The sequence below is a fragment of the Asaia sp. BMEF1 genome (assembly GCF_051628905.1).
Lineage (GTDB): Bacteria > Pseudomonadota > Alphaproteobacteria > Acetobacterales > Acetobacteraceae > Asaia.
The window spans coordinates 1,260,540-1,284,087 of sequence record NZ_CP157575.1 but is presented as its reverse complement, the minus strand read 5'-3'; the positions used below and the strand labels follow the sequence as shown (position 1 = coordinate 1,284,087).

Genomic DNA, 23,548 nt, shown 5'->3' with positions numbered 1-23,548 from the left:
ACGCAATATGTTGTCAAATCGATACGGAACGCGTAGGTCCGGGTCTGTGAGTGCAGGCATTGAAGGATTTGTGACGTGATCCGTGCCGTGACGATCGTCTTGTTCCTGTTGATGGCAGTTTCTCACGAGGGCCAGGCCCAGCCTTATCACCCGTCAATCCGCCCTTATATCGCGGGCAGTTCGCCGCATGGTCGTCACAATGAGGTTCTCGTCCTCGGCACGCCTCATCTTTCAGGGCTTCACGATCGTTTCCGCCCTGAAAGCCTCGAGCCCGTTCTGCTCAGACTTGCTGCGTGGCACCCGGATGCGATAGCGACGGAGGATAGTTCCGGCCTCCTCTGCGATGCGTTGCGCCATCAGGGAGCGGAGCAGGCTTCTGCCGCAGCACGCTATTGCCCGGATTCTGCCCCCGCCGGAAGAGTGCTTGGGCTGAGCGTGGTCGCCGCCAATGAAGATGCCGAGCGGCTGCTCGCAGCCTTGCCTTCGCGGCCCAGTCCAGCACAGCGTCGTCGGCTGACGCTGGTTTTTCTCGCTGCCGGAGAGCCGAATTCCGCGCTGGTTCAATGGTTGCGCCTGTCGGTGATGGATCGGCGGGCCGCTGATGGTTTGACGCCCGATCTCGTCGCGCAGCTCACTGCCCGGATGAAACGCAGGAATGAAAGCGGCCTGATCGGTGCAGCCTTGGCGGCGCGACTGGGGCTGGAGCGCGTCTGGAGCGTTGATGATCAAACGTCCATGGGGTCGATGCCGGACGAAAAAGCCTATGCTGCGGCCGTGCAGAAAGCCTGGGACAATCCCGCTACGGCGGCGCGAATGGCCGAGGAGAAAGTACTTTACGCACAAATCGACCAGCCCGATGGTCTGCTCAAGCTTTACCGTGTTTTCAACGCGCCTGCCTATGCGGAGCAGGCCTACCGATCCGATTGGGGCGCGGCATTGGCCGAGTCCTCTTCGCAAAACTATGGGCGTCGCTATGTCGGTTACTGGGAGACGAGAAATCTGCGCATGGTCGCTAATATCCGACAGGTGCTGGCTCGCGCACCCGGCACGCGACTGCTCGCAATCGTCGGAGCCTCTCACAAAGCCTATTATGAAGCCTATCTCGACCAGATGCGCGATCTCGATCTAATCGATGTCGAAACGGTTCTCGAATAGCCCCGCACCGCGTCTGGTCGGTTTCATCGGAGACGGGCTTTGCAGATGCCGTCTGCACATGATTTTCCGCAGGGCTCATAGCTTTTTCCCTCCAGCGAGAAAAGCCGTGGGAGGGTATGAGAAGCTTTTCGCGCAAACAGATAGTCTACGGCCGGAATAACGAGACTGCCGGGCTGATAACTGTCAGTAAGTCTCGTGCGGGCGCTCAGGCGCGCCTTCCATACGGGGAAAGATAGTTTTGCGCCTTGATCGCGCCGAGCTGCCTTGTGCCCTGGCCGCGACATGACATGATGGCGCTGTCCTGCCTATCCAGTCCGACAAGGTAACATGAAGCCGCTCGATCTTGCCGTTATCCTGCTCTATTTTGTTGCGCTCTCGTTCCTTATCTGGCGCGTGAGCCGCGGGGCACGGGGATCGTCCGAAGATTTCCTGTCGGGCCATCACGACTTGCCATGGTGGGCGCTTTGCCTGTCTCTGGTTGCGACCGAAACCTCTACGCTGACCTTCATCAGCATTCCGGGTGTCGGCTATACGCAAGGGCTCGTCTTTCTCGGTATCGCTGCCGGATATTTTGTCGGGCGGAGTGCGGTCGCGCTGTGGTTTTTGCCGCGTTATGCTCAAGGTGCGCTAACCAGCGCCTATACGTTGCTCGCTCATCGCTATGGACCATCAATGCAGCGTCTGGCCTCGGGGGCCTTTCTCGTCACGCGCTTTCTGGCTGAGAGCATTCGCCTGCTGGCGGGGGCGCTGCCCGTTGTCTGGCTTTTTACCCATAGCGGGTTGCCGGTCGGGCGCTGGGCTGTTCTGGGCAGCATTCTGTTCTTCACCCTTGTTTATACCATCCTCGGCGGGTTGCGCGCCGTGGTCTGGTCGGATGCGATCCAGCTCGGGCTCTACGGCTTTGGTGCCGTGTTCTGTGTAGTTTTCGTCGGGCTGCATCTGAGCGCGGCGGGTTGGCATCAGGCCTGGCAGACCGGGCTTTTTCAGATCTTTCACCCCCTCAGCGCCCATAACTGGTGGCGTGACCCGTTCACGCTCGCTGCGGCCGTGATCGGGGGGGCGGTGCTTTCCGTGGCGTCTCACGGCACCGATCAGCTCATGGTGCAGCGTCTCTTGGCGGCCCGTTCTCTGCGCGAAGCGCGTCTTGCGCTCATCGGAAGCGCCGTCGTCGTGGCGTTGCTGTTCGGCATGCTCTCTCTGCTCGGCGTGCAGCTCTGGATCAGTCAGGGGGGACAGAGCCTTGCGGCTCTGGGCCTCGACACGCCTGATGCGCTGTTTCCGCATTTCATTGTGAGTTCTTTGCCTGCCGGGATATCGGGCCTGCTTATAGCCGGGGTGTTGAGTGCCACAATGGGGTCGCTCTCTTCCACGCTCAACGCCATGGCGGGAGCGAGCCTGACCGATTTCGGCCCTGTGCCCCGCCGCTGGGTAGAAGCCGGAATGCGCGCCGTCGGCTACAGGCCCGGTGGGCTTTCCGCCCCTCGTTTCCTGACGCTTTTCTGGGGCGCCGTGCTGCTGCTGGGCGCAGCGCTGTTCACCATGGGGAGCAAATCTGCCGTTATTCTCGGCCTGACCATTGCCGGATGGTCTTACGGGCCGACTCTGGGGGCATTTCTCTGCGCGTTGTTTCTGCCCCGCCTTGGCAAGTCTGCGGTGCAGATCGGGTTCGTGGCCTCTCTCGGGGCAATGGCACTGGTTCTTGTGTCTGGCCAGATAAGGGGTGTCGCGATCGCCTTTCCGTGGCTTGTCCCGCTGGGCATCCTGTTTCACCTTGGCGCCGCCGGGCTCGCAAGCGCCTTTGGGTTGGGACGAAACAGGCCGGAAGAGGCCGTAAAGGAGCATCATGACCGATAAGTCGTCTTCCCCACAGACCGAGGCGCATGACCCGCGCTATGCGACAATCGAACTCTGGCCGACTGCGACCATTCTCGACTCGCTTGCCGAGGCTCAAATGGCCGCAACAGCGCTGGTTCGCGCTGCCGTGCCTGCGCTTGAGGCGGTTGTGGAAGCCGCCCTGCCGCGTCTTCGTGAGGGCGGGCGGCTGTTCTATGTTGGCGCAGGCACGGCGGGGCGCGTCGGGATGCAGGACGGGGTGGAGCTGACCCCCACCTATGGCTGGCCATCCGAGCGTCTGGTGCTGATGCTGGCAGGCGGCAGCGGCGCGCAATCGCAAGCAGTGGAAGGCGCAGAAGACGATGAAGACGCTGCCAGAAGCGAAATGGCGGCCCATCAAGTCGGGCCCAATGACGTTGTGTTCGGCATCGCAGCCAGCGGCAATACGCCCTATAGCTGCGCCGCGTTGAAGGCCGCTCGCGAAGCGGGCGCTCTGACTGTGGGCATAAGCTGTGTGGCCGATACGCGGCTACTGCGCGAGGCCGAGCTGGGCATTCTGCTGCCGACCGGGTCGGAAGCCATCGCCGGATCGACCCGTCTCAAGGCGGGTACGGCGCAGAAAGCGGCGCTGAACCTGCTCTCGACAACGCTCATGATCCGTCTTGGCCATGTTTATCGCGGGCTGATGGTCGATATGCGTGTCACCAATGCCAAGCTCGGCCGCCGCGCTGTCACGATGGTGCGCAGCCTCGCAGGGGGCAGCGATGCCGAGATCGACGAAGTGCTCAGGCTCAGCAAGGGCAATGTCAAACGCGCCGTTCTGTTGCGTCACGGTATGACGCTGGATGAAGCCGAGGCCGCGCTGGCGGCACACGGTAACAACCTCCACGCCATTCTCAAATCGTGAGCCCCGCATGACATCGCGCCCTGCCGAACCGGGATTTCTGCGTGTCATCGGGCTCATGAGCGGCACCTCGCTCGATGGGGTCGATGCGGCGCTGATCGAAACTGACGGTACCCGCGTGGGGCGCCGTGGGGCATCGCTCAGTCTTGGGTACGATCCAGCGCTGCGTCAGGCGCTCTACGCCCTGTTCGACCGTGCCGCAGAACTGCGTGGTGACGAGCCCGAGCTGCTCTCGGCAGAGCGCGCATTGACGGATATTCATGTCGAGGCCGTGCGTCGGGTTCTTGAGATCGAGGGCGAGGCCGATCTGATCGGTTTTCACGGCCAAACGCTGTTTCACGCTCCCCAATCGGGGCGTACTTGGCAGATAGGCGACGCGCTGCGTCTTTCGGGTGCGACGGGGCTGCCGGTCATGCATGATTTTCGCAGTGACGATGTGCGGGCAGGGGGAGAGGGGGCGCCGCTCGCGCCATGGTATCACGCAGCCTGTCTGGCAGGGCAGGAAGGACCGGTTGCCATTCTCAATATTGGCGGTGTGGCGAATGTCACTTTCGTCGGTCGCGACGGTGCTGTTCTCGCCTGTGATACCGGGCCGGGAAACGCCTTGCTCGATGACTGGGCCTTGCGCCACACAGGGATCGCTTGCGACCGCGATGGGGCTCTCGCGTTTGCGGGAAAGCCGGATCTGGCGGTTGTCTCGGAGCTGCTTTCCGCGCCGTTCTTTCGCCGCCTGCCGCCCAAATCCCTCGATCGTCAGGCTTTCATCGTGGCCCTAGATCTGCTGACACCGCTTTCGCCGGCAGACGGCGCTGCAACACTCGTCGCCTTTACGGTGCAGGCCATTGCCGCAACGACCCTGCCAGAGGCGCCGCGCGCGTGGTTTGTCTGCGGCGGAGGGCGCCATAATCCGGCGCTGATGCAGGCTCTCGGCGCAACGCTGCCAGGCAGCGTCGAGCCTGTCGAGGCACTGGGGTGGGATGGCGATATGGTCGAAGCCGAGTGCTTTGCCTATCTCGCCATGCGCAGCCTGCGCGGTCTGCCCCTCTCGGCGCCGGGTATCACGGGTGCGCCGGGCCTCTCCACCGGCGGTCGTCTGAGCTGCGCTGCAATCCGCCCTCCCACCGGGTTCTGGCAGGCTGTGCCACGCCCCAGCAATGGAGGTGAGGCATGATCCTCATTGATTGATGTGGCATCTGGGCATGCTCGATTGACAGTTTCGGCACGCTGATGCGTTGATACAGTGAAACAAAGGATGGACCGACCAATGGGCAAAATTCTGGCAATTCTGGTGGGTGCGCTCACCCTGACCGCCTGTAATGGGATCGACCATGCGGCCTGTGCCAATGATCCGACAGCGAGTTCCTATTCGGTCAATAGTCCTAAGGATGTTCTGCACACCTGTAACTGAACACATAACGTAGCCGTGACTGATCTGAAGATGACAGATGGGTCATGTTTGCGTAGGGTTGACGACAGATAAACACTTCGGTGACGCAGGGTGGTTTTTCCTGTCAGGCGCAGCGCGCAGTGTGAGCGCGCGTGTCTGAGGCAAGGCTCTCCAGTCTATCGGGAGGACATTGTCGATGAGTCCCCTGCGCTGGCAGATGATCGCTCTGTGTTTCGTCGCCAATATCATCAATTTTCTCGATCGCTCCAATCTGGCTATCGCGGTGCCACGCATTGAGGCGGATCTGCATCTGTCGCCGTTTCAGATCGGCCTCGCTCTGAGCGCCTTTTTCTGGACCTATGCGCTGATGCAGATCCCGGTAGGCTGGTTGATCGACCGCTTCGGGGTTCGTCGCTGTCTGGCGGGGTCGGTGCTGTGGTGGTCGTTTTTCACGGCGGCGACAGCCTTCGTCACGGGGTTACCGAGCCTGATAGGGGCCCGCCTGTTGCTGGGTATCGGCGAGGCGGGGGCTTTGCCGGGCTTTGCGAAAGTGGCGTTCAACTGGTTTCCCCGCACCGAGAGAGGCTTCGCGAGCAGTATTTTCGATAGCGGCTCGCGTGTGGGCTCGGCGCTTGCGTTGCCGCTCGTGGCGTGGCTCGTCGCGAGTGTGGGCTGGCGCCGCTCCTTCATCTGGACGGGCGCCCTGGGCTTTGTCTGGGTGGTTGTCTGGCTCTGTTTTTATCGCGACCCCAAAGACCACAGGCGTGTCACCGAGGCGCAACGCGCGCTCCTGCGCGACAGCCAGGGCAATGGGCAGGCTCTGACCGAGGCCAATCCAGTCTCGCTCGGCTATCTGCTGAAACAGCGCACCATCTGGGGCATGATGATCGGGTTTTTCTGCCTCAATTTTGCGATCTATTTTTTCATCACTTGGTTTCCGACCTTTCTGATCAATGCGCGGCATTTTTCGCTTCAGGACGTCAAATATTACGGGCTGTTCCCGGCGCTGTTTGCCATTCCTTTCGGCTGGATCGGCGGGGCCGTTTCCGACGGGCTACTGCGGCATGGCTGGAGCGCCACAAGGGCGCGCAAGACCTGCCTTGTGGGTGGCATGCTTGTCTCCTGTGTGATCGCTTTCGCCCCTGTCGTCGACAGTTCGGTCACAGCACTTGTGCTGATGGGTATTTCCTATGCTGCGCTGGCCTTCACCGCTGCGAATATATGGACCTTGCCTGGCGAGGTAGCCCCGAGTGCGGCCAATGTCGCTCTGATCGGCGCCTTGCAGAACGGTGCGGCGAATCTTGCGGGTATCGGCATTTCGACCTTCACCGGGCTTCTGCTGATGCTCACCGGCGGTTCGTTCGTCCTGCCCCTTGCCGTTGCAGGGGCGCTCTGCCTCGTCGGTGCCTTCGCCTATCTCGTCATCATGGGGCCTGTCGAGCGCATTCCCTTTCCGCAAGACACGCCAAAGTGAGACCCGCTGGGCGAAACGCGCGCGTTTCTACGGGGCTTTTACGTTCTTATCACCACAAGACAGGATTATGTCCATGACACAGGCGCTCGTCATCCACGCTCCCCACGATCTCCGGGTGGAACAGCGAGAGGTTCCGGCGCTGGGTCCGGGCGAGGTGCGTGTGCGTGTCGAGGCAGGTGGTATCTGCGGCTCTGATCTGCATTACTACCACCATGGCGGTTTCGGCGCTGTGCGCATCAAACATCCGATGATCCTGGGCCATGAAATCGCGGGACATGTTGCCGAGGTGGCCCCCGATGTGGTCGATCTTGCCGTGGGGGATGTCGTGGCGGTCAATCCGGGTCTGGCCTGTATGCATTGCGCCCAGTGCCTCGCAGGGCGCGCCAATCACTGCACCGATATGCGTTTTTATGGCAGCGCCATGCGCGACCCCCATATTGACGGTGCCTTCAGGCAGGATCTTGTCTGCCATGCGCGTCAATGCGTGAAAGCCACGCATAAGAGCCCGGCAGAACTGGCACTTTCAGAACCTTTTGCCGTGGCACTTCATGCGGTCTGTAGGGCAGGGTCGCTGATGGGTAAGCGTTTGCTGGTGACCGGCGCAGGGCCTATCGGCACATTGGTGGCGGTCGCGGCACGGCTGAACGGCGCCAGAGACGTGATCGTCACCGATATTCTCTCCGGGCCGCTGGCCATCGCCCGCAAGGCCGGAGCCGATCGTACGATCAACTCGCGCGAAACGCCCGAGGCGCTGTCGGCTTTGGGGCGCTCAGTCGATGTGCTTATCGAATGCTCCGGCAATGAGCAGGCCCTGCGCGGTGCGCTCGACCTGATGGCGCCCTGCGGCATTATCGTACAACTTGGTCTGGGTGACGATGTCACCCTGCCGCAGAGCCGTATCGTGACGGGTGAACTGAGCTGGGTAGGGTCTTTCCGCTTCCGCGAAGAGTTCGCCCTCGCGGTCGATCTGATCGATTCAGGCAAGGCCGATCTGTCTGCTCTGGTCACGCAGCGTTTTGCCCTGCGTGACGCAGGCAAGGCTTTCGATCTTGCTTCGAACAGGCGTGAGGCCATGAAAGTGCTACTTGAGTTCTGAGACCGCCTTTGCCCTGAGCGAGATGTTCTGCCTTTCGCAAGAGAGACGCTATACCGTTTTACTGAACGTTCGTCCGATCTGAGACTGGAAGCCTATCGCGAAACTCTAGGGTGCGACCAAGCCCTCGAGGAGATAAGGGAATTATTGGCTAGCGTTCGAGGCGCTCAGTCAGGGGATTTAGAAAGAGGTCGTCAACTCTGCGTTTCCGGCTGAAGGAACGCGCTCGCCAGTGAAGGTTACTGTGTTGAAACGGGATACGGCGCGGGCCAAAGTGTCGGCGGTCGCGACCAGATTTCCTACCGCTTCGGCACTCTCTTCTGCGGCGCCAGCGTTTTGCATCGTCGTTTGTTCCAGCCCCGACATGGCACTATTCAACTCGCTGATGCTCTGCGACTGTTCCTGTGTTGCTGCGGCAATTGTCGAGACGGCATTGCTGATCGCTTCGACCTGCTCCATGACTTTCTGTAAGGCATTGCCTGTTTCCCGCACCTTGGCGGCACCGGATCGAACCTGTTGATCCGATTGGGCGATAAGGGCACCTATCGCCTCTGCGGCCTCCCGTGAGCGTTGGGAAAGGTTCCTCACCTCGTAGGCGACGACCGCGAAGCCTTTGCCGACATCCCCCGCCCGAGCGGCTTCGACACTGGCATTAAGCGCCAGTAAATTGGTTTGGAACGCGATCTCGTTGATAATCGAGATAATTCCGCCGATTTTCTGGGAAGAGTCCTCCACGGCTGCCATGGCAGATATCGTGTCATTTTTCACCTGTTCGGCATGCTTGGCTTCCTGCCAGGCAACCGAGACCAATTTGTCGGTCTTGAGGGTCTGCTGCGCAGTCTGGCCTATGCGCTCGGCAATCTGCCCGAGGGTAGCGGACATCTCTTCACCGGCGGCGGCCTGTTGTTCTGTGCGGTTCGAGAGCTGCTCCGCGCCATGTCTGATGTCATGCGCGTTTGTCAGGATATTGGTGGTCTCGGACGAAATGTTGTTGATCGTCTCGGAGAGGGTTGCGGCTGTCTGATTGAAATGCAGCTTGAGGGCTGCAAGCCTCTCGGGAAAATCTTTATCGCTGATCCTGCGTGTGAGGTCTCCGTTGGCCAGGGCGCTCAACGCCTCACCCAGGATCTGTACCGCGGCCTTGTCCTCTTCGGCGCGGCGTGTCTGCTCGGCCTGCATTTCGAGGCGCGCTTTGTCCACATCGCGGAGATAGGTTGAGATTGTCAGGTCGATTTCAAGAAGGATCGCCTTGCTGAGAGCGACAAGTCTTTCCGTTAGCGTATCCTTGCTGCGGGGCGAAAGACGCGAGAATATGTTCCCGGTCGATGTATTGCGAATAATCGCTTTGAAAAGATGCTCCATTACGAGACCGTAAGCGCCGATATAGAGGCCGGGCTCCAAGCCGATACGGGCATGGGCAGCGCCGATCCTGCTGACATTATCGACATAATGCTGGTCGAATCGGGCTTCGGCTATGCGGTGCCAATGCGTTACCTGAGCCTGTTTGGCGTGTTCCATGTGGGCGGGTGTAGGAAAGAATTTTTTCGTATCCGGCGCCGCGCCGATTTTGCGATAGAGGCCCTCGAGTGCCTCCGGTATTTCTTGGTCGATCAGATCGGTTATCGATCTGAGCGCGCGGAGATCGGTCTCCTCCATGCCGATGAAATTCCGTTTGCGCTTGAAATCAGTCGGCGTGGTTTCGGTCATGAAAATTCCGCTCTTTACGTTAATTGTCGTTAACAACTGTCTGGACACTTGTATCAACCCGGTAGCGTGACGCTGTAAAGATCAAATCTGAAGAGTGGGACGGGAGAGCGAGGGGCTAATCCCACCGCTCTCTACCATCTAGAAATAAAGTAAAGCGTCACGAGAATGCTCAATGGCGGCCGATAACGGTTCAGAACTGGGCGTCAACTGTGCCGATAAACTGGCGGGGTGAACCGAAGAGGAGATTGTTGCCGTAATTGATGCCCCTGCCTTGATAAGGGGCATCGTTCCAGCTGAAGCTGTTCGTGATTTCAAGCCTCCAGAGCGGGCGTATTAAGAGACAGGTCATTGGCTTGGGTGAAGTTCCCGTAGCCGACACACCCGGTGATCTTGCCTGTGCTGCCAATGGGGGGGCTGAAAGGGTCTATTCCCTTCAGGAAACAGCGCTTCGCCCGATCATTGTGCCCTGACGGTCGAAAATGACCACATCAAGTTGACATCCCGGATCGTCCAGCGTCTCTCTGGCTATCCTGGCAGCGCGTTGCGCAATCAGCTCTCCGAGCCTCTCATCGTCCAACGCCGCATAACCCTGTGCAATGGTCTGGGCATCCTTCAGCCGGTCGATCTGTGCTTTGCTGAGGCGCAGAGGGGCGGCAAGACGCTCAAGAGCCTGAGGGTCGGCCAGAGAGCGGCTCGAATGCAAATCGAGATGGCCTTGGGCAAGTTTGGTCATTTTCGCCAGCCCGCCTGCGATCGTCAGGCGCGGCACAGAATGGCGGCGTAGATATTTGAGAAACCCGCCCGCGAAGTCACCCATCTCGATCAGGGCACTATCGCTGAGACCGTAAAGCTTGCGTATGGCGTTTTCGGATGTTGCTCCCGTGCTGCCTGCGATGTGAGGCAGGGCGAGGGCGCGTGCGACATCCACACCGCGATGGATTGAGTGGATCCAGGCTGAGCATGAATACGGAATGACGACGCCGGTCGTGCCAAGAACCGATAATCCACCCAGAATACCCAGCCGTGCATTGAGTGTGCGCTCGGCCAGTTTCTCGCCATTTGCGATGGAGATCGTGACGCACGCATCCACGGGGCCGGGGGTAATCTGCTCCAGCGCTGCCCGGATCATGGCGCGTGGCACAGGGTTGATTGCGGGTTCGCCGGGAGGGAGTGGCAGGCCTGGCTGGGTAATGGTGCCAACGCCTTCTCCCGCGCGGAAAATGACTCCGCTTCCCGCCGGGGCCGCCTCGACATGAACCGTGATCAAGGCCCCATGGGTGACATCCGGGTCGTCTCCGGCATCCTTGATCACGTTTGCCCAGGCGCTGCCACCGTCACGCCCTGACCCGTCGAGCGCGAAGGCAGCCTCCTTGCCGCCTGGCAAGCTGATAGTGATAGGGTCGGGGCAGTCTCCTGTCGTAAGCAGCGACCATGCCGCCTTGGCGGCGGCGGTGGCGCAGCTTCCTGTCGTCCATCCCCGGCGCAGGGAAGTGGCTTGAGTCATCTCTGCTTTGCCTCCCTTCCTTACGGGCCGCCAGAGGCCGCGTCATTCTGCGTATGCATTCTTCTTCGCATTTCAGGCCAGTTCCCGCCAGAGCCTGTTGGGAAACGTCTCTTGTCGCCATTCGAAGAGACGCCTCACAATATGGGCAGATTGGCCGTTTTTATGGCGAGTAATGAGAAGGACTCTGATAGATTTTCTGTCGTAATCGAAAAGAATAAGGAGGCCCTGACAATTCCCGAGCCTGTTCTGGCGATCATGATTATCGCCCTCATCATCTTTCTGGCCGCTTTTTTCCTCCTTGGAGGCGTGCTGATCGTTCCGGGGCGAATGGTCTATGTCACAGAGTTTCTAGGAAAGCCCCAGCGCAAACTGCTGGATAGCGGCCTGCATTTTCGCATTCCGATCCTGAATCGCGTGCCCTACAAAGTGTCTCTGCAGCAGATGCAGGTCGAAACCTCATCGGAGGTCAAGACGCGCGATGACGTCTTTATCGAAATCCGCTGGGTGCTGTTATACAGTGTGCGCGATGACAGCGAGGCTGTGTTCAACTACGCCTATAAGGTCTCGCAGCCCGTCAAGCGGCTGGTTTTCCGTGTCGAAAACGAAATCAGGCAGATCGCTTCGACCATGTCGCTGGCCGAGCTGTATTCTCAGAGAAACGAAATTGCCCGGCGGGTGATCGACGATCAGGTGGCCGATGCGCTCGAGTCAGGGCTCGATATCCATGGCGTGACCATTGAGCAGCCCATGCCGCCGCGTGAGATTCAGGAGGCCATAAACAACAAGCTGGCCGCGATCGCCCGCAAGGATGCGGCTCAGGCGGAGGCCGAGGCCGAGATGGTAAGACGTGTCGGCATTGCCAGAGCCGAGGCGGAAAGCAAGAAGTTGCAGGGTGAGGGCATCGCCAATGAGCGCAAGGCTATCGCCGCCGGTTTTGCCGAGGCGGCGGAGCTGTTCCGAAAGAGTATTCCCGATGTCAGCGAAGAAGCCATTCTGACGCTGATGCAGAATGTGAATCAGGCCGATATGGTTGTGACCGCCAGTCGCTCGGGCAAGGCGACTGTGATCTTCGTGCCGATCGACATGAATAGCGGTCAGATTGCCGCTGCCGCTTCAGGGCAGTTCATCCCGACCGCCGGGTGATTAGCACCTGATTGCCCCCTCGTGCCGCTAGAGCAGTTTGACGGGGCGGCAAATTCCTATGACTTTCCTATAAGGTTGCCGGCTGCGTCTTCTGTCATTCCTATGGGGCACGGATCGATAATCAGGCTCTCTTCTGGGAGCCTTTTTTCATGCTTGATGCTCTTTACGGTGCGCTCGGGCTTTTGGGCTTTATGCTCTGCCTGGGCTTCATCTCGGTCTGCAAAAGGATCTGACATGACGCCCGATCTCGTTCTGGGCGGCATCGTGACGCTTGGCCTTCTGGCCTATGTCACTGCCGTCCTCCTCCGTCCTGAAAGGTTCTGACCGTGTCCCTTTCTGGATGGATCACCATTGCGGTGTTCTTTCTCTGTGTCGTCGCACTCACGCGACCGCTCGGAGGCTTTCTCAAACGTGTGCTCGAAGGCGAGAGGCACTTGCCGGGGCGGCTTTTCGGCCCGCTTGAGCGCGGAATCTATCGTCTCGCAGGTGTCGACCCGGCGCGTGAGCAATCCTGGTCGCATTATGCGCTGGCCGTCATCCTGTTCAAGATTTTCTGCTTTATCGCCGTCTACGCGCTATTACGCCTTCAGGGTCTACTGCCGCTCAATCCGGCGGGATTCGGGGCGGTAGCGCCTGACCTGGCGTATAATACGGCCATCAGCTTTCTGACCAATACCAACTGGCAGAGCTATGGTGGCGAGACCACACTCAGCCCGCTCAGCCAGATGCTGGCTTTGACGGTGCAGAATTTCGTTTCCGCCGCCGCGGGCATCGCCATCGCCGCGGCCATCATGCGTGGCTTCGTGCGACGTAGTGCCACGACCATTGGCAATTTCTGGGTCGATCTGGTGCGCGTCACGCTCTATGTGCTGCTGCCCGCCTGTGTGTTGCTGACCCTGTTTTTCGTGCTTGAGGGGGTGCCGCAAACATTATGGGGCAGTGTGACCGCCTTCACGCTTGAAGGGCATCAGCAGACCATCGCGCTTGGACCTGTTGCCTCTCAGGAGGCGATCAAGATGCTGGGTACGAATGGCGGCGGGTTTTTCAACACCAACTCGGCCCATCCATTCGAAAACCCCAATGCCCTGACCAATTTCGTGCAGATGCTCTGTATTTTTGCCCTCGGTGCGGGACTGACAAACATGTTCGGCCGCATGATAGGGCAGGAGAAACAGGGCTGGGCCATTTTCTCGGCCATGGCGGCGCTGTTCCTGATCGGAGTGGGCGTGCTTTACTGGTCCGAAGCCCATGCCAACCCGCTCTTCGCCTCGCTCGGCCTCGATGGGACACTCGGCAATATGGAGGGCAAGGAGACGCGCTTCGGCGTCGTCGCATCGGCGCTTTTTGCCACCGTCACCACCGATGCCTCATGCGGCGCGGTCAATGCCATGCATGAGAGCTTTCTGCCGCTCGGTGGCATGGTGCCCCTCATCAACATGATGCTCGGTGAGGTGATTTTCGGCGGGGTAGGCTCCGGGCTTTATGGCTTCCTGCTCTTCGCCCTGATTGCCGTCTTCATGGCCGGTCTGATGGTCGGGCGCACGCCGGAATATCTGGGCAAGAAAATCGAGGCACGCGAAATCAAGATGACCATGCTGGCCGTGCTATGCCTGCCGCTGGTCATGCTCGGCTTTACGGCGCTTGCCGTCGTTATTCCCGCAGGGCTGTCGGCCCTGTCCGCCAGCGGCCCGCACGGGTTCACCGAGGCGCTCTATGCCTATACCTCTGCCGCCGCCAATAACGGCAGCGCCTTTGCAGGGCTCACCGCCAACAGCTTCTGGAACGTCACTCTGGGAATAGGCATGATGATCGGCCGGTTCTTCGTGATCATTCCGGCACTTGCCATTGCGGGATCGATGGCTGCCAAGAAGGTCGCAGCCCCCACGCCCGGCACTTTCCCGACCGATAACGGGCTGTTCATCGCGCTTGTGGCCGGTGTGATCGTGATTGTCGGTGGTCTGACCTTTCTTCCCGCTCTCGCTCTCGGTCCGATTGTCGAGCATCTCGCGATGCTCCACGGCACCATTTATTAAGAGGCGCCTGTCTCATGATTTCCTTTCCTTCTCCCGCGCCCCGGTCTGACGGGGTGCGCAAAGAGCCGCGCGCCCGTGCGGGTGTGCTGAGCAGCGCGCTGGTCATGCCCGCAATGGCAGAGAGCCTGCGCAAGCTCGACCCGCGCGTGATGATACGCAACCCGGTCATGTTCGTGGTCGAGGTGGTAACGGTGCTGACGACCGTTCTTCTGCTTCGTGACGTCATCAAAGGGGCGCCACATGCGGGTTTTGCGCTTCAGATCACGCTCTGGCTGTGGTTCACCCTGCTTTTCGCCAATTTTGCCGAAGCCATTGCCGAAGGGCGTGGCAAGGCACAGGCTGACTCCCTGCGTCGCACCCGCACCGAGACGCGCGGCAAGCGCCTGCTCCCGACAGATAGCGGCCTGTACTCTCCCGCCGGGCTTTATGAGGAAGTCGCGGCGCCAGAGCTTGGGGTGGGTGATGTGGTTCTGGTGGAGCCGGGCGATTTCATCCCGAGCGACGGCGAGGTGATCGAGGGCATCGCTTCTGTCGATGAGTCCGCCATTACCGGTGAATCCGCCCCGGTCATACGCGAGAGCGGCGGCGACCGCTCGGCCGTGACGGGCGGCACGCGTGTGCTGTCAGACTGGGTGATCGTGCGGATCACAGCGGCGCAGGGTTCGACCTTTCTCGATCGCATGATTTCCCTCGTCGAGGGTGCACAGCGTCAGAAAACTCCCAATGAAATCGCGTTGACCATTCTGCTTGCCGGCATGACGCTGATTTTCATTATCGCGGTGGCGACCATTCCTTCCTTCGCCCATTACGCAGGTGGCAGCATTTCGGTGCTGGTGCTCGTAGCGCTTTTTGTCACGCTCATCCCAACGACGATTGGCGCCCTGCTCTCAGCCATCGGTATTGCGGGCATGGATCGCCTCATACGCTTCAATGTGCTTGCCATGTCGGGACGCGCGGTCGAGGCGGCTGGCGATGTCGATACGCTCCTGCTCGACAAGACGGGCACTATCACGATCGGCGACCGTCAGGCCTGCGCCTTCATTCCCGCACCGGGTGTGACAGAGCAACAGCTTGGCGATGCCGCCCAGCTTGCCTCTCTGGCGGATGAGACACCTGAAGGCCGCTCCATCGTCGTGCTGGCCAAGACGCGTTTCGGGCTGCGCGGGCGAGAGCTCAATGCCACTGGTGCGCATTTCGTGCCCTTCACGGCCCAGACACGCATGAGCGGCGTCGATATCGGGGTGCGTCAGATACGCAAGGGCGCGGTCGAGAGCGTGATTGCGGCTGTCGGTGAGAACGCCGCCTCTGTTGGGCAGATACGCAGCATTGCCAATGGCATTGCCCGACAGGGCGGCACACCGCTTGCTGTGCTGGATGACGGGCGTCTTCTTGGCGTGGTGCATCTGAAAGATGTGGTGAAAGGCGGCATACGCGAGCGCTTTGCCGAATTGCGCCGCATGGGTATTCGCACCGTCATGATCACGGGTGACAACCCGCTGACCGCTGCGGCTATTGCCGCCGAAAGTGGTGTGGATGATTTTCTGGCTCAGGCGACACCCGAAGCCAAGCTGGCGCTGATCCGCAGCGAACAGGAATCAGGCAAGCTGGTCGCCATGTGCGGCGACGGTACGAATGATGCCCCCGCACTCGCCCAGGCCGATGTGGGTGTTGCCATGAATACCGGCACAGTGGCTGCGAGAGAGGCCGGGAACATGGTCGATCTCGATAGCGACCCGACAAAGCTGATCGAGATCGTGGGTATCGGCAAGCAATTGCTCATGACACGCGGCGCGCTCACCACCTTTTCGATTGCCAATGACGTGGCCAAGTATTTCGCCATCATTCCGGCGATGTTCGTTGGGTTCTATCCGGCGTTATCCGGGCTGAACATCATGCATCTGGCCACGCCGGAGAGTGCGGTTCTGTCTGCCATCATTTTCAACGCGCTGATCATCATTGCGCTTATTCCGCTCGCCCTGCGTGGCGTGCGCTATCGCCCGGTCGGTGCTGCCGCTTTGCTGCGCCGCAATCTGCTCATCTATGGCGTGGGTGGTCTGATCGTGCCGTTTGTCGGCATCAAGCTGATCGACCTTGTCGTCACCCATATCGGTCTGGTCTGAGGAAATACTCATGGTCCTCTCTCAACTGCGCCCGGCGCTCGTCCTGTTCCTCCTGCTCTCTGCCCTGACCGGTCTGGCCTATCCTCTGGGCATGACGGCGCTTGCAAATCTGCTCCTGCCGGAAAAGGCGACGGGAAGCCTCATCCACGCCAAAGGCTGGGTGATCGGCTCGAGCCTGATCGGGCAGGATTTTACCGCGCCCCGCTATTTTCACGGGCGCCCGTCTGCCACAATCGGGCCTGACCCCAAGGATGCCTCGAAGTCGATTGCCATGCCCTACAACGCAGCGGCCTCTCTCGCCTCGAATGCCGGACCGACCTCGAAGGTGCTGCTCGATCAGGTGACGGCGCGCGCAGCTCAGCTTCGTGCAGAAAACCCCGATGCGATGGCGCAGGGATGGCGTATTCCGGTCGAACTCGTGACCAGCTCTGCCAGCGGGCTCGACCCCGATATTTCCCCCGATGCCGCGCTCTTTCAAGTTGCCCGCGTAGCGAAGGCGCGCGGCGTGTCGCCGGATCGGGTGCGTCATCTCGTGCAGAGCCGGACAGAAGCGCCGATCCTCGGCTTTCTGGGGGAGCCGCATGTCAATGTGCTGGCGCTCAATCAGGCGCTCGATAGACTGGGCCAATGACCCCACGCGATTACGACCGCCCGGACCCTGACGCGCTGCTTCGCCAGAATGGCGGCTCATCGCGCCGGGGAAGGCTGAAGATCTTCCTCGGTGCGGCGCCCGGTGTCGGCAAGACATTCGAGATGCTCACCGCGGCCCATCAGCAGCAGCGTGAAGGGGTGGCGGTACTGATCGGCGTGGTCGAGACCCATGGTAGGAGCGAGACCGCTGCTCTCGTCGAAGGGCTAGCCGCGCAGGCGACGCGCCCTGTCGCCTATCGCGGGCAAATGCTGCAGGAGATGGATCTCGATGCCCTGCTCGAAAGTCGTCCTGCGCTCGCTCTGGTCGATGAACTCGCCCATAGCAATGCGCCAGGCTCGCGCCATCCCAAGCGCTGGATGGATGTCGAAGACCTGCTCGCTGCGGGCATAGACGTCTATACCACGGTCAATATTCAGCATCTTGAAAGCCTGAACGACGTCATCGCCTCCATCACCCGCGTGCGCGTGCGCGAAACGGTGCCTGACCGGGTAGTGGAGCAGGCCGATGAGGTGGAACTGATCGACCTTACCCCGAACGATCTATTGCAGCGTATGCGCGATGGCAAGATCTACGGCCCGCACACGGCGGGTCGCGCCATGCTGCATTATTTCTCGCCGGGCAATCTGACGGCCCTGCGCGAACTGGCCCTGCGCCAGACGGCGCAGCAAGTCGATGCGCAGCTTGTCGATCATATGAAAGCCAATGCCATTGCTGGCCCCTGGGCAGCAGGCGAGCGCGTGATGGTGTGCCTCACCCTGCAGGACGGCGATGCCAGCCTGCTGCGTTATGGCAAGCGCCTGGCTGACAGGCTGCATGCGCCATGGATCGTGCTGCATGTCGAGACCAGCCGCGATCTGACCGATGATGCGCGCGCCCGTATGGCGTCGCAGATGCATCTGGCGCAATCACTCGGGGCCGAGACCGTGACCATTCCGGGTCATGATGTGGTGCTCGATGCGCTTTCCTACGCCCGTGCCCAGAACGTCACGCAGATCGTCGCCGCCCATCCTGCCGGTTCGGGCTGGGTCGGGCGGTTGAGGCAGATTCTGGGGCGCAGCACGACCGAGCGGCTTATCCAGCGCTCAGACGGTTTTCCGGTGCATGTCGTGCCGCGTTCTGGCGAGGCGGTAACTGGGCGTCTGCGTGAGAAGATTAAACCAAGCCTGAGCCCTTATCTGGGCAGTACGGCCATCGTGCTGGCGGCGCTGGGTCTGGCGCTGCTGCTGCGTCAGGGGTTTGAAGTAAGCAATGTCTCGCTCGCCTTCCTGACCGCCATTCTGGGCGTGGCGGTAGCCTATGGGCTCTGGCCGTCTCTTTGGGCCTCGCTGCTCGGGATGCTCTGCTTCAATTTCTTTTTTCTGCCACCGCTTTACACTCTGACCATCGCAGCGCCCGATAATGTGGTGGCGCTGTTCTTCTTTTTCGCCACGGCCCTGATTGCGAGCAATCTGGGCGCGCGTGTGCGCAGTCAGGCCGTGGTGGCGCGGCATCGGGCCGAAGTCACACAATCGCTCTATCATTTCAGCCGCACCATTACCGGCATGATCAAGCTGGATGATCTGCTCTGGTCGGTCAGCCACCAGATGGCGACCCTGCTCAATTGTCGCGTCGTGCTGCTGATGCCGGAAAACGGGGTGCTGCGTGTGCAGACCTCCTATGATTCCGGCCATCCGATTGGCGAAGACGGATTTGCCGCAGCAAGCTGGGCCTGGAAAAACAACCGCGTGGCCGGGCGTGGCTCCGATAATCTGCCTGGCGTGCGCTGGCTCTTCATGCCGCTGCGCACGGGGCGCGGGCCAGTGGCCCTGCTCGGGATCGACCGCGACCGCGGCGGCGCCTTGCTGGATGCCGAGCAGCAGGGCTTGCTTGACGCGCTGGGCGAACTGACGGCGACCGCGATTGAAAGCATTCTTCTGGCCCGCGATCTAGACCGCGTGCGCCTCGACGCCGAAACCGACCGCCTGCGCGGGGCGCTTCTGACCTCCATCTCTCATGACCTTCGCACGCCGCTCGCCTCGATATTGGGCGCGGCTTCCAGTCTGCGCGACTACGGCGAGGCTCTGGGGGAGGAGGGGCGTCACGAGCTGCTCACAACACTGACCGACGAGGCCGAGCGCCTGAACCGCTTTGTCGGCAATCTGCTCGACATGACGCGGCTGGAGGCTGGCGCCCTGCCGCTGCGTCATGAGCCGGTCGAGTGCGCCGAGGTGGCCGCTTCCGCGCTCTCACGCGCCGCGAACTTGCTGGACGCGCATCCTGTCGCCCTTGAGGTCGCGCCCGATCTGCCGATCGTACCGCTCGATGACGTGCTGCTTGAGCAGGCGCTGTTCAATATTCTCGATAATGCCACCAAATATACGGCGCCCAGCACGCCCATTACGGTCAGGCTGTCGGTAGAAGCGGCGCATCTTGTTATCACCATTCTGGATGAGGGGCCGGGCTTTGGCGCGCGCGACCCGGCGGTGCTTTTCGCCAAATTCACCCGCTTCGCCGCTGCTGACACGGCGCGGGCGGGCACCGGGCTGGGGCTTGCCATTGCACGCGGTTTCGTTGAAGCGATGGGGGGAGAGATAACGGCGGCAAACCGACCCGACCGGCAGGGGGCCATGTTCACCCTGCGCTTTCCTCTGGCAGAAAAGGCACCCTGATGAGCGACCCGACCCTTCTGGTTGTCGATGACGAACCCGCCATCAGGCGCTTGCTGCGCACCACCCTCGCGAGCCAGTCATGGCGTATTCTCGAAGCCGGGTCTGGCGAGCAGGCCCTGCAACGCGCCAGCGAAACCCCGCCCGATCTCGTTCTGCTCGATCTGGGCCTACCGGATATGGACGGGGTAGAGGTGTTGCGCCAGCTACGCCGGGAGCGGCCCAATCTGCCTGTGGTCATTCTGTCAGTGCGCGACGACGAGCGCGGCAAGGTTGCCGCCCTCGAAGCTGGGGCGGATGACTACGTAACCAAACCCTTCAGCATGGCCGAACTCATCGCCCGCCTGCGCAACGCCCTGCGCCACGGCCTGCAACAGGAAGGCACGGTGCCGCTCTTCACCTCGGGCGATCTGACCATAGACCTCGTCCGACGCCAGATTTTTCGGAGTGGCGAAGAACTCCGCCTCTCCCCCCGAGAATGGGATATCCTGCGCATGCTGGTGCGCTACGCAGGCCGCGTACTGACCCATCAGACCATCATGAAACAACTCTGGGGCCCGACTGGCGATGTGCAGCAATTACGGGTCTATATCCGTCAGATCAGGCAGAAGATTGAGCCGGACCCTGAAAGGCCTAGTCATATCCTGACGGAGACGGGGGTGGGGTATCGGCTAGTCGATTGCGCAGTATCGAGAATCGAATGAGTCTGCTATGTTGGGGACACCAGTTAGTCCGTATTCTCAACGTTAACATTTGGAAGCGAACGTCACTTCGAACTCTAGAGCGGCTAAAGAATTTGCCTGAAGTTGTCCCAGAATGCCTTCACTCTCGCCGGCATCTCAATAATTAGATACGTGAAGGAGGCCGGTGCCTATGTGCTGTTGATAAAAGGTCTTTGCCGACTGGCTTGGACGTGATTCAACGCTGGTCCTTACGGAGACCTATGGATGGGGTGGCGATCTGACGGGCGAGGAATGGGGAATCATTGGCGGCCTACTGTAGCCTGAACGTGGCCGTTGGTTGCGACCTGCGCAGTATATCGTCTGTTTCTCAACGGGATGCTTTTTGCCCTACGAGTTGATTGTCGGTTGAAGGACATGCATGAGCGCGGTTGAAAATGGAATTCGGTCTATGTGCGGTTCCGTCGATGGGCAGAGCTGGGTATCTGGGACCCTCTGCTGGAAACGCTGGTCAAACTTGGTCTAGTCGATGACTGACAGCATATGATCGACACTACGGTCGTTCGGGCTCACAGACAGGCGGCTGACGCAAAAGGAAGATTTTGGTCGAAGCCGCGAGGCTGTACAAGCAAGATCCACGCCCGTGCTGACGGTCAGGAACGCCCTCTGGGCTCCAACCTGACGGGGGTGAAGTTTCTGATTATTCCGGCGCTGATGCCCTTATGGACCTGTCGGTCGCGAGACCGCGCAGATTTCTGGCCGACAAGGGATATGATAGTGATAGGATACAGGAGAGCCTCCTTATCCGAGGCATTCTTCCCATAATCCCATCGCATTCAAATCGCACAGAGGATATTCCCTGCGACTTCCGTAGTTATCAGGATCGCAACCGTATCGAGCGGATGTTCAACAAACTGCAGTAGTTTCGACGTACCGCCACACGCTATGATAAGACGAGAAAATCGTTCCTCGCCTTTCTCAACCTTGCAGCCGTAGAACAGTGTCTTCCATCTTTAGTCAACTGAAAATAAAAATGTTATTTTTGCAATATTATTAGATCAGGTCTTCCGAGCTGGAAGTATTTTAAACACTCAAAGAATTGGAATTCTCTTTCTATAAATTTTTCCAACCAATCATAATCTTTACCGGTATGTTTCAATATGACGTCAAAACAGGATTTGTGCCAATTATCTGCTATAGGGTCAATTAGCGTACCAGTCTCAAGCAGGATTTTATGCTTTACGTCATTGGAGAATTTTAGTTCGGTCTGCAAACGGTTCGCCAACTCTAAATAGTAAGTCCTTCTAATCATTCCAGACACAAACGTCGACCACCTAATCCTCCGCGTTTCTACTTCAATTGGAAGCAATGTCCTAATTCTTTCCAACAATCTCACAACAAAAGTTGAGGATAATCCACTCTGAATAGGTAGCGCGCTGGAGATAAGCGTTATTGCTCCGGATCTAAAAAAACCGTCAGAAACGCTATCGCTTCCTTTGTCAACCGGACTGGTGTCACATGCGCTCAAGATAATAATGGGCGATACCTTAATGTCATTTACTATATCATTAATGTAAACAGGTCCATTCTTAAGCAACAAAAAGCCACCTTTATTCTCATCATGCCCGCCATGCATATCAAATACTGTAATAAAGAAATTATTTTCGTTTATTGCTTTAATAAAGTTATCTTTGCCGTCTACGTCTATAATTTTCACATTAACATCTAAGCGTTCGCTGATGATTTTTTCCTCCGTATCTTCACCAATAATACCGAATAAATTTTCAGTATCTTTTTTGTCGTAAAGTTTTCCCACATTAATACATTTTTGGATTTTGTCAGACAGGTGGTTTTTTATTGAGTCATCATCTGCAAATGATCGTATTATCAAAATATTTTTTAAGTCTTTCGTTTTCAATAAAATAGGATTATTATTAGAGAGTAGTTTACATGAAATATCTGTGGGAAAAATAGGTATCCTACTAACATCATGCCTTACCATAAGAGGAAGGCCGTCTTGGGATGCCCATTCATACGGGATATTTGAGATAAACTGCAGTCGAGAATTTCTTGATTTTGAAATATAATCCAAAATATTACCAAATTTTTCTGAAAAAATTTCTTTAAGGGACAACATTATCTTCTGTATTTTATTATAATCCTCTCGATCTTGCTCTGCTAACATCCTGATAGTAGGAAAAAAGTCTTTATTTGAAGCAGGAATTTTTATTACGGGAGCTATTGTGTTTGCTGCACAAATCGAAATTAGGGAGTCTAAAATACCTCTCTCAGACTCTAACTCACGCAGTAAAATATTATTTTCTAAGTTGGGCGATATTATACCATTATTGAAATTTTTTATCTGTAAAAATCTATTTTCTGGGTCGATATCTCCATTTTTATTTAAACTGTGCTTTGAGTAAAGTCTTTTTTCTAAGATAAATTTGAAATTGCCAGACATATCAACAAAATAATACTCAATTGGCACGCACACGTCACCACAGTCTGCATTTTTAACAACTTTACTCCTTATCTCGTTTATGGAGTTAATATACTTCTCAATATCTTCTTCATTAAAATTATCTGGGGTTTCTTCGGTCTCAAACGAGACCCTCATGGAGGTCATAATATTTTCAATAGGATACGTGTAAAAATTACTCTTGTAAATTAGACTAGATTTAATATCTGTATAAATAATCTCCAGTCCGACGCAGTTTTCTACATATGAAGCCACATCAATATAGGAAGGTGATAACGATTTTATTTTATGAGTTAATATTTCTTTCATGGTTTTCTGATTCATAATTTCTTTATTTATAAATCCGCGACTAAAATCAACAGTGATATCGTCACATACAAAAATCGTATTTTTATCTATTAAGTTAATGTCTGTCGAATTTTTTGAAAAGACGACTTTAATGATAGATTGAATATCCTTTACTTTTTCATAATCATCGAAAAATACAATATGGTACCCAGGAAATTCCCCGCGCAATCTAAGTTCTATCATTCTTTCTTTGCGACAATAAATTTCTCCAATGTCTCTTTGGAGTGTGGATATTTTTTTTAGATTTTCATAGTTATCGATAATAAACTTTGGGATTTCATAAATAAAAGATTTTTCGTTGCGTGAAAAATCGCACTTAATACAATAAGTAATAGTTGGGATATTATATTTTTTATTGTCAATCATTTTTTTCTCCAGTTTTTGTTGATAT

The 23,548-nt window shown here is 57.8% G+C and carries 18 protein-coding genes and 1 pseudogene; 15 read left to right on the top strand and 4 right to left on the bottom strand.

Annotation, left to right across the window (positions count from 1 at the left end):
- The first annotated feature begins 75 nt into the window (after positions 1-75).
- The 7 genes from ABHV46_RS05480 to ABHV46_RS05450 all read left to right on the top strand — a co-directional run bounded on the left by ABHV46_RS05480 (position 76) and on the right by ABHV46_RS05450 (position 7,849).
- Positions 76-1,155: a DUF5694 domain-containing protein gene (locus ABHV46_RS05480; RefSeq protein ID WP_438383427.1), complete on the top strand. Its 1,080-nt coding sequence runs from the start codon at positions 76-78 to the stop codon at positions 1,153-1,155.
- A 327-nt stretch (positions 1,156-1,482) separates the two neighbouring features.
- Positions 1,483-3,009: a sodium:solute symporter gene (locus ABHV46_RS05475; RefSeq protein ID WP_438383426.1), complete on the top strand. Its 1,527-nt coding sequence runs from the start codon at positions 1,483-1,485 to the stop codon at positions 3,007-3,009.
- Positions 2,999-3,895, top strand: a complete 897-nt coding sequence (locus ABHV46_RS05470; RefSeq protein ID WP_438383423.1) for an N-acetylmuramic acid 6-phosphate etherase — start codon at positions 2,999-3,001, stop codon at positions 3,893-3,895. Before ABHV46_RS05475 ends, ABHV46_RS05470 begins: the two co-directional genes overlap by 11 nt.
- Positions 3,896-3,902: 7 nt before the next feature.
- Positions 3,903-5,063 (top strand): anhydro-N-acetylmuramic acid kinase, encoded by a 1,161-nt coding sequence (locus ABHV46_RS05465; RefSeq protein WP_438383421.1) that lies wholly within the window; start codon positions 3,903-3,905, stop codon positions 5,061-5,063.
- 93 nt (positions 5,064-5,156) lie between these two features.
- The gene (locus ABHV46_RS05460; RefSeq protein WP_336944677.1) at positions 5,157-5,300 is read left to right on the top strand and encodes a hypothetical protein; all 144 of its coding nucleotides are present in this window, start codon (positions 5,157-5,159) and stop codon (positions 5,298-5,300) included.
- A gap of 175 nt (positions 5,301-5,475) precedes the next feature.
- Positions 5,476-6,753, top strand: coding sequence for an MFS transporter (locus ABHV46_RS05455; RefSeq protein ID WP_336944678.1), 1,278 nt, complete (start codon positions 5,476-5,478; stop codon positions 6,751-6,753).
- A gap of 73 nt (positions 6,754-6,826) precedes the next feature.
- A complete protein-coding gene (locus ABHV46_RS05450) occupies positions 6,827-7,849 on the top strand; it encodes an L-idonate 5-dehydrogenase (RefSeq protein WP_438383418.1) in 1,023 nt (340 codons plus the stop codon).
- A gap of 177 nt (positions 7,850-8,026) precedes the next feature.
- Here ABHV46_RS05450 and ABHV46_RS05445 read toward each other — a convergent pair whose 3' ends face one another.
- The 3 genes from ABHV46_RS05445 to ABHV46_RS05435 all read right to left on the bottom strand — a co-directional run bounded on the left by ABHV46_RS05445 (position 8,027) and on the right by ABHV46_RS05435 (position 11,057).
- Complete coding sequence (locus ABHV46_RS05445; RefSeq protein WP_438383417.1) at positions 8,027-9,553, bottom strand: methyl-accepting chemotaxis protein; 1,527 nt, start codon at positions 9,551-9,553, stop codon at positions 8,027-8,029.
- Positions 9,554-9,743: 190 nt separating this feature from the next.
- Positions 9,744-9,902, bottom strand: a complete 159-nt coding sequence (locus tag ABHV46_RS05440; RefSeq protein ID WP_438383414.1) for a hypothetical protein — start codon at positions 9,900-9,902, stop codon at positions 9,744-9,746.
- Between the two features lie 84 nt (positions 9,903-9,986).
- Positions 9,987-11,057, bottom strand: coding sequence for a cobalt-precorrin-5B (C(1))-methyltransferase (locus ABHV46_RS05435; RefSeq protein ID WP_438383412.1), 1,071 nt, complete (start codon positions 11,055-11,057; stop codon positions 9,987-9,989).
- Between the two features lie 111 nt (positions 11,058-11,168).
- On the opposite strand from ABHV46_RS05435, the gene ABHV46_RS05430 reads away from it, so the two are divergent.
- The 8 genes and pseudogenes from ABHV46_RS05430 to ABHV46_RS05395 all read left to right on the top strand — a co-directional run.
- Entirely contained in the window at positions 11,169-12,200 is a 1,032-nt protein-coding gene (locus ABHV46_RS05430) for an SPFH domain-containing protein (protein WP_438383409.1), read from the top strand.
- 234 nt (positions 12,201-12,434) lie between these two features.
- The gene (kdpF, locus tag ABHV46_RS05425) at positions 12,435-12,524 is read left to right on the top strand and encodes a K(+)-transporting ATPase subunit F (protein ID WP_148301563.1); all 90 of its coding nucleotides are present in this window, start codon (positions 12,435-12,437) and stop codon (positions 12,522-12,524) included.
- A 2-nt stretch (positions 12,525-12,526) separates the two neighbouring features.
- Complete coding sequence (gene kdpA, locus ABHV46_RS05420; protein ID WP_438383406.1) at positions 12,527-14,233, top strand: potassium-transporting ATPase subunit KdpA; 1,707 nt, start codon at positions 12,527-12,529, stop codon at positions 14,231-14,233.
- A 104-nt stretch (positions 14,234-14,337) separates the two neighbouring features.
- On the top strand, positions 14,338-16,353 hold the full coding sequence (gene kdpB / locus ABHV46_RS05415) for a potassium-transporting ATPase subunit KdpB (protein ID WP_438384273.1): 2,016 nt from the start codon (positions 14,338-14,340) through the stop codon (positions 16,351-16,353).
- Positions 16,354-16,363: 10 nt separating this feature from the next.
- Positions 16,364-16,984, top strand: coding sequence for a potassium-transporting ATPase subunit KdpC (gene kdpC / locus ABHV46_RS05410; RefSeq protein WP_438383404.1), 621 nt, complete (start codon positions 16,364-16,366; stop codon positions 16,982-16,984).
- Positions 16,981-19,653 carry a DUF4118 domain-containing protein gene (locus ABHV46_RS05405; protein ID WP_438383402.1) on the top strand — a complete coding sequence of 891 codons (2,673 nt, stop codon included), beginning with the start codon at positions 16,981-16,983 and terminating at the stop codon, positions 19,651-19,653. The genes kdpC and ABHV46_RS05405 overlap by 4 nt, the downstream gene beginning before the upstream one ends.
- Entirely contained in the window at positions 19,653-20,354 is a 702-nt protein-coding gene (locus ABHV46_RS05400) for a response regulator (RefSeq protein ID WP_438383400.1), read from the top strand. Before ABHV46_RS05405 ends, ABHV46_RS05400 begins: the two co-directional genes overlap by 1 nt.
- Positions 20,355-21,043: 689 nt before the next feature.
- Positions 21,044-21,253 (top strand): annotated as a pseudogene (locus tag ABHV46_RS05395) (IS5/IS1182 family transposase); the annotation flags it as partial.
- 113 nt (positions 21,254-21,366) lie between these two features.
- On the opposite strand, the gene ABHV46_RS05390 reads toward ABHV46_RS05395, so the two are convergent.
- Positions 21,367-23,523 carry a hypothetical protein gene (locus ABHV46_RS05390; RefSeq protein ID WP_438383398.1) on the bottom strand — a complete coding sequence of 719 codons (2,157 nt, stop codon included), beginning with the start codon at positions 23,521-23,523 and terminating at the stop codon, positions 21,367-21,369.
- Positions 23,524-23,548 lie beyond the last annotated feature (25 nt).

Coding starts and splice junctions, on each gene's coding strand:
- ABHV46_RS05475 (WP_438383426.1), top strand. CDS start 1,483: ATGAAGCCGCTCGATCTTGCCGTTATCCTGCTCTATTTTGTTGCGCTC.
- ABHV46_RS05470 (WP_438383423.1), top strand. CDS start 2,999: ATGACCGATAAGTCGTCTTCCCCACAGACCGAGGCGCATGACCCGCGC.
- ABHV46_RS05465 (WP_438383421.1), top strand. CDS start 3,903: ATGACATCGCGCCCTGCCGAACCGGGATTTCTGCGTGTCATCGGGCTC.
- ABHV46_RS05460 (WP_336944677.1), top strand. CDS start 5,157: ATGGGCAAAATTCTGGCAATTCTGGTGGGTGCGCTCACCCTGACCGCC.
- ABHV46_RS05455 (WP_336944678.1), top strand. CDS start 5,476: ATGAGTCCCCTGCGCTGGCAGATGATCGCTCTGTGTTTCGTCGCCAAT.
- ABHV46_RS05450 (WP_438383418.1), top strand. CDS start 6,827: ATGACACAGGCGCTCGTCATCCACGCTCCCCACGATCTCCGGGTGGAA.
- ABHV46_RS05445 (WP_438383417.1), bottom strand. CDS start 9,553: ATGACCGAAACCACGCCGACTGATTTCAAGCGCAAACGGAATTTCATC.
- ABHV46_RS05440 (WP_438383414.1), bottom strand. CDS start 9,902: ATGACCTGTCTCTTAATACGCCCGCTCTGGAGGCTTGAAATCACGAAC.
- ABHV46_RS05435 (WP_438383412.1), bottom strand. CDS start 11,057: ATGACTCAAGCCACTTCCCTGCGCCGGGGATGGACGACAGGAAGCTGC.
- kdpF (WP_148301563.1), top strand. CDS start 12,435: ATGACGCCCGATCTCGTTCTGGGCGGCATCGTGACGCTTGGCCTTCTG.
- kdpB (WP_438384273.1), top strand. CDS start 14,338: ATGCCCGCAATGGCAGAGAGCCTGCGCAAGCTCGACCCGCGCGTGATG.
- kdpC (WP_438383404.1), top strand. CDS start 16,364: ATGGTCCTCTCTCAACTGCGCCCGGCGCTCGTCCTGTTCCTCCTGCTC.
- ABHV46_RS05405 (WP_438383402.1), top strand. CDS start 16,981: ATGACCCCACGCGATTACGACCGCCCGGACCCTGACGCGCTGCTTCGC.
- ABHV46_RS05400 (WP_438383400.1), top strand. CDS start 19,653: ATGAGCGACCCGACCCTTCTGGTTGTCGATGACGAACCCGCCATCAGG.
- ABHV46_RS05390 (WP_438383398.1), bottom strand. CDS start 23,523: ATGATTGACAATAAAAAATATAATATCCCAACTATTACTTATTGTATT.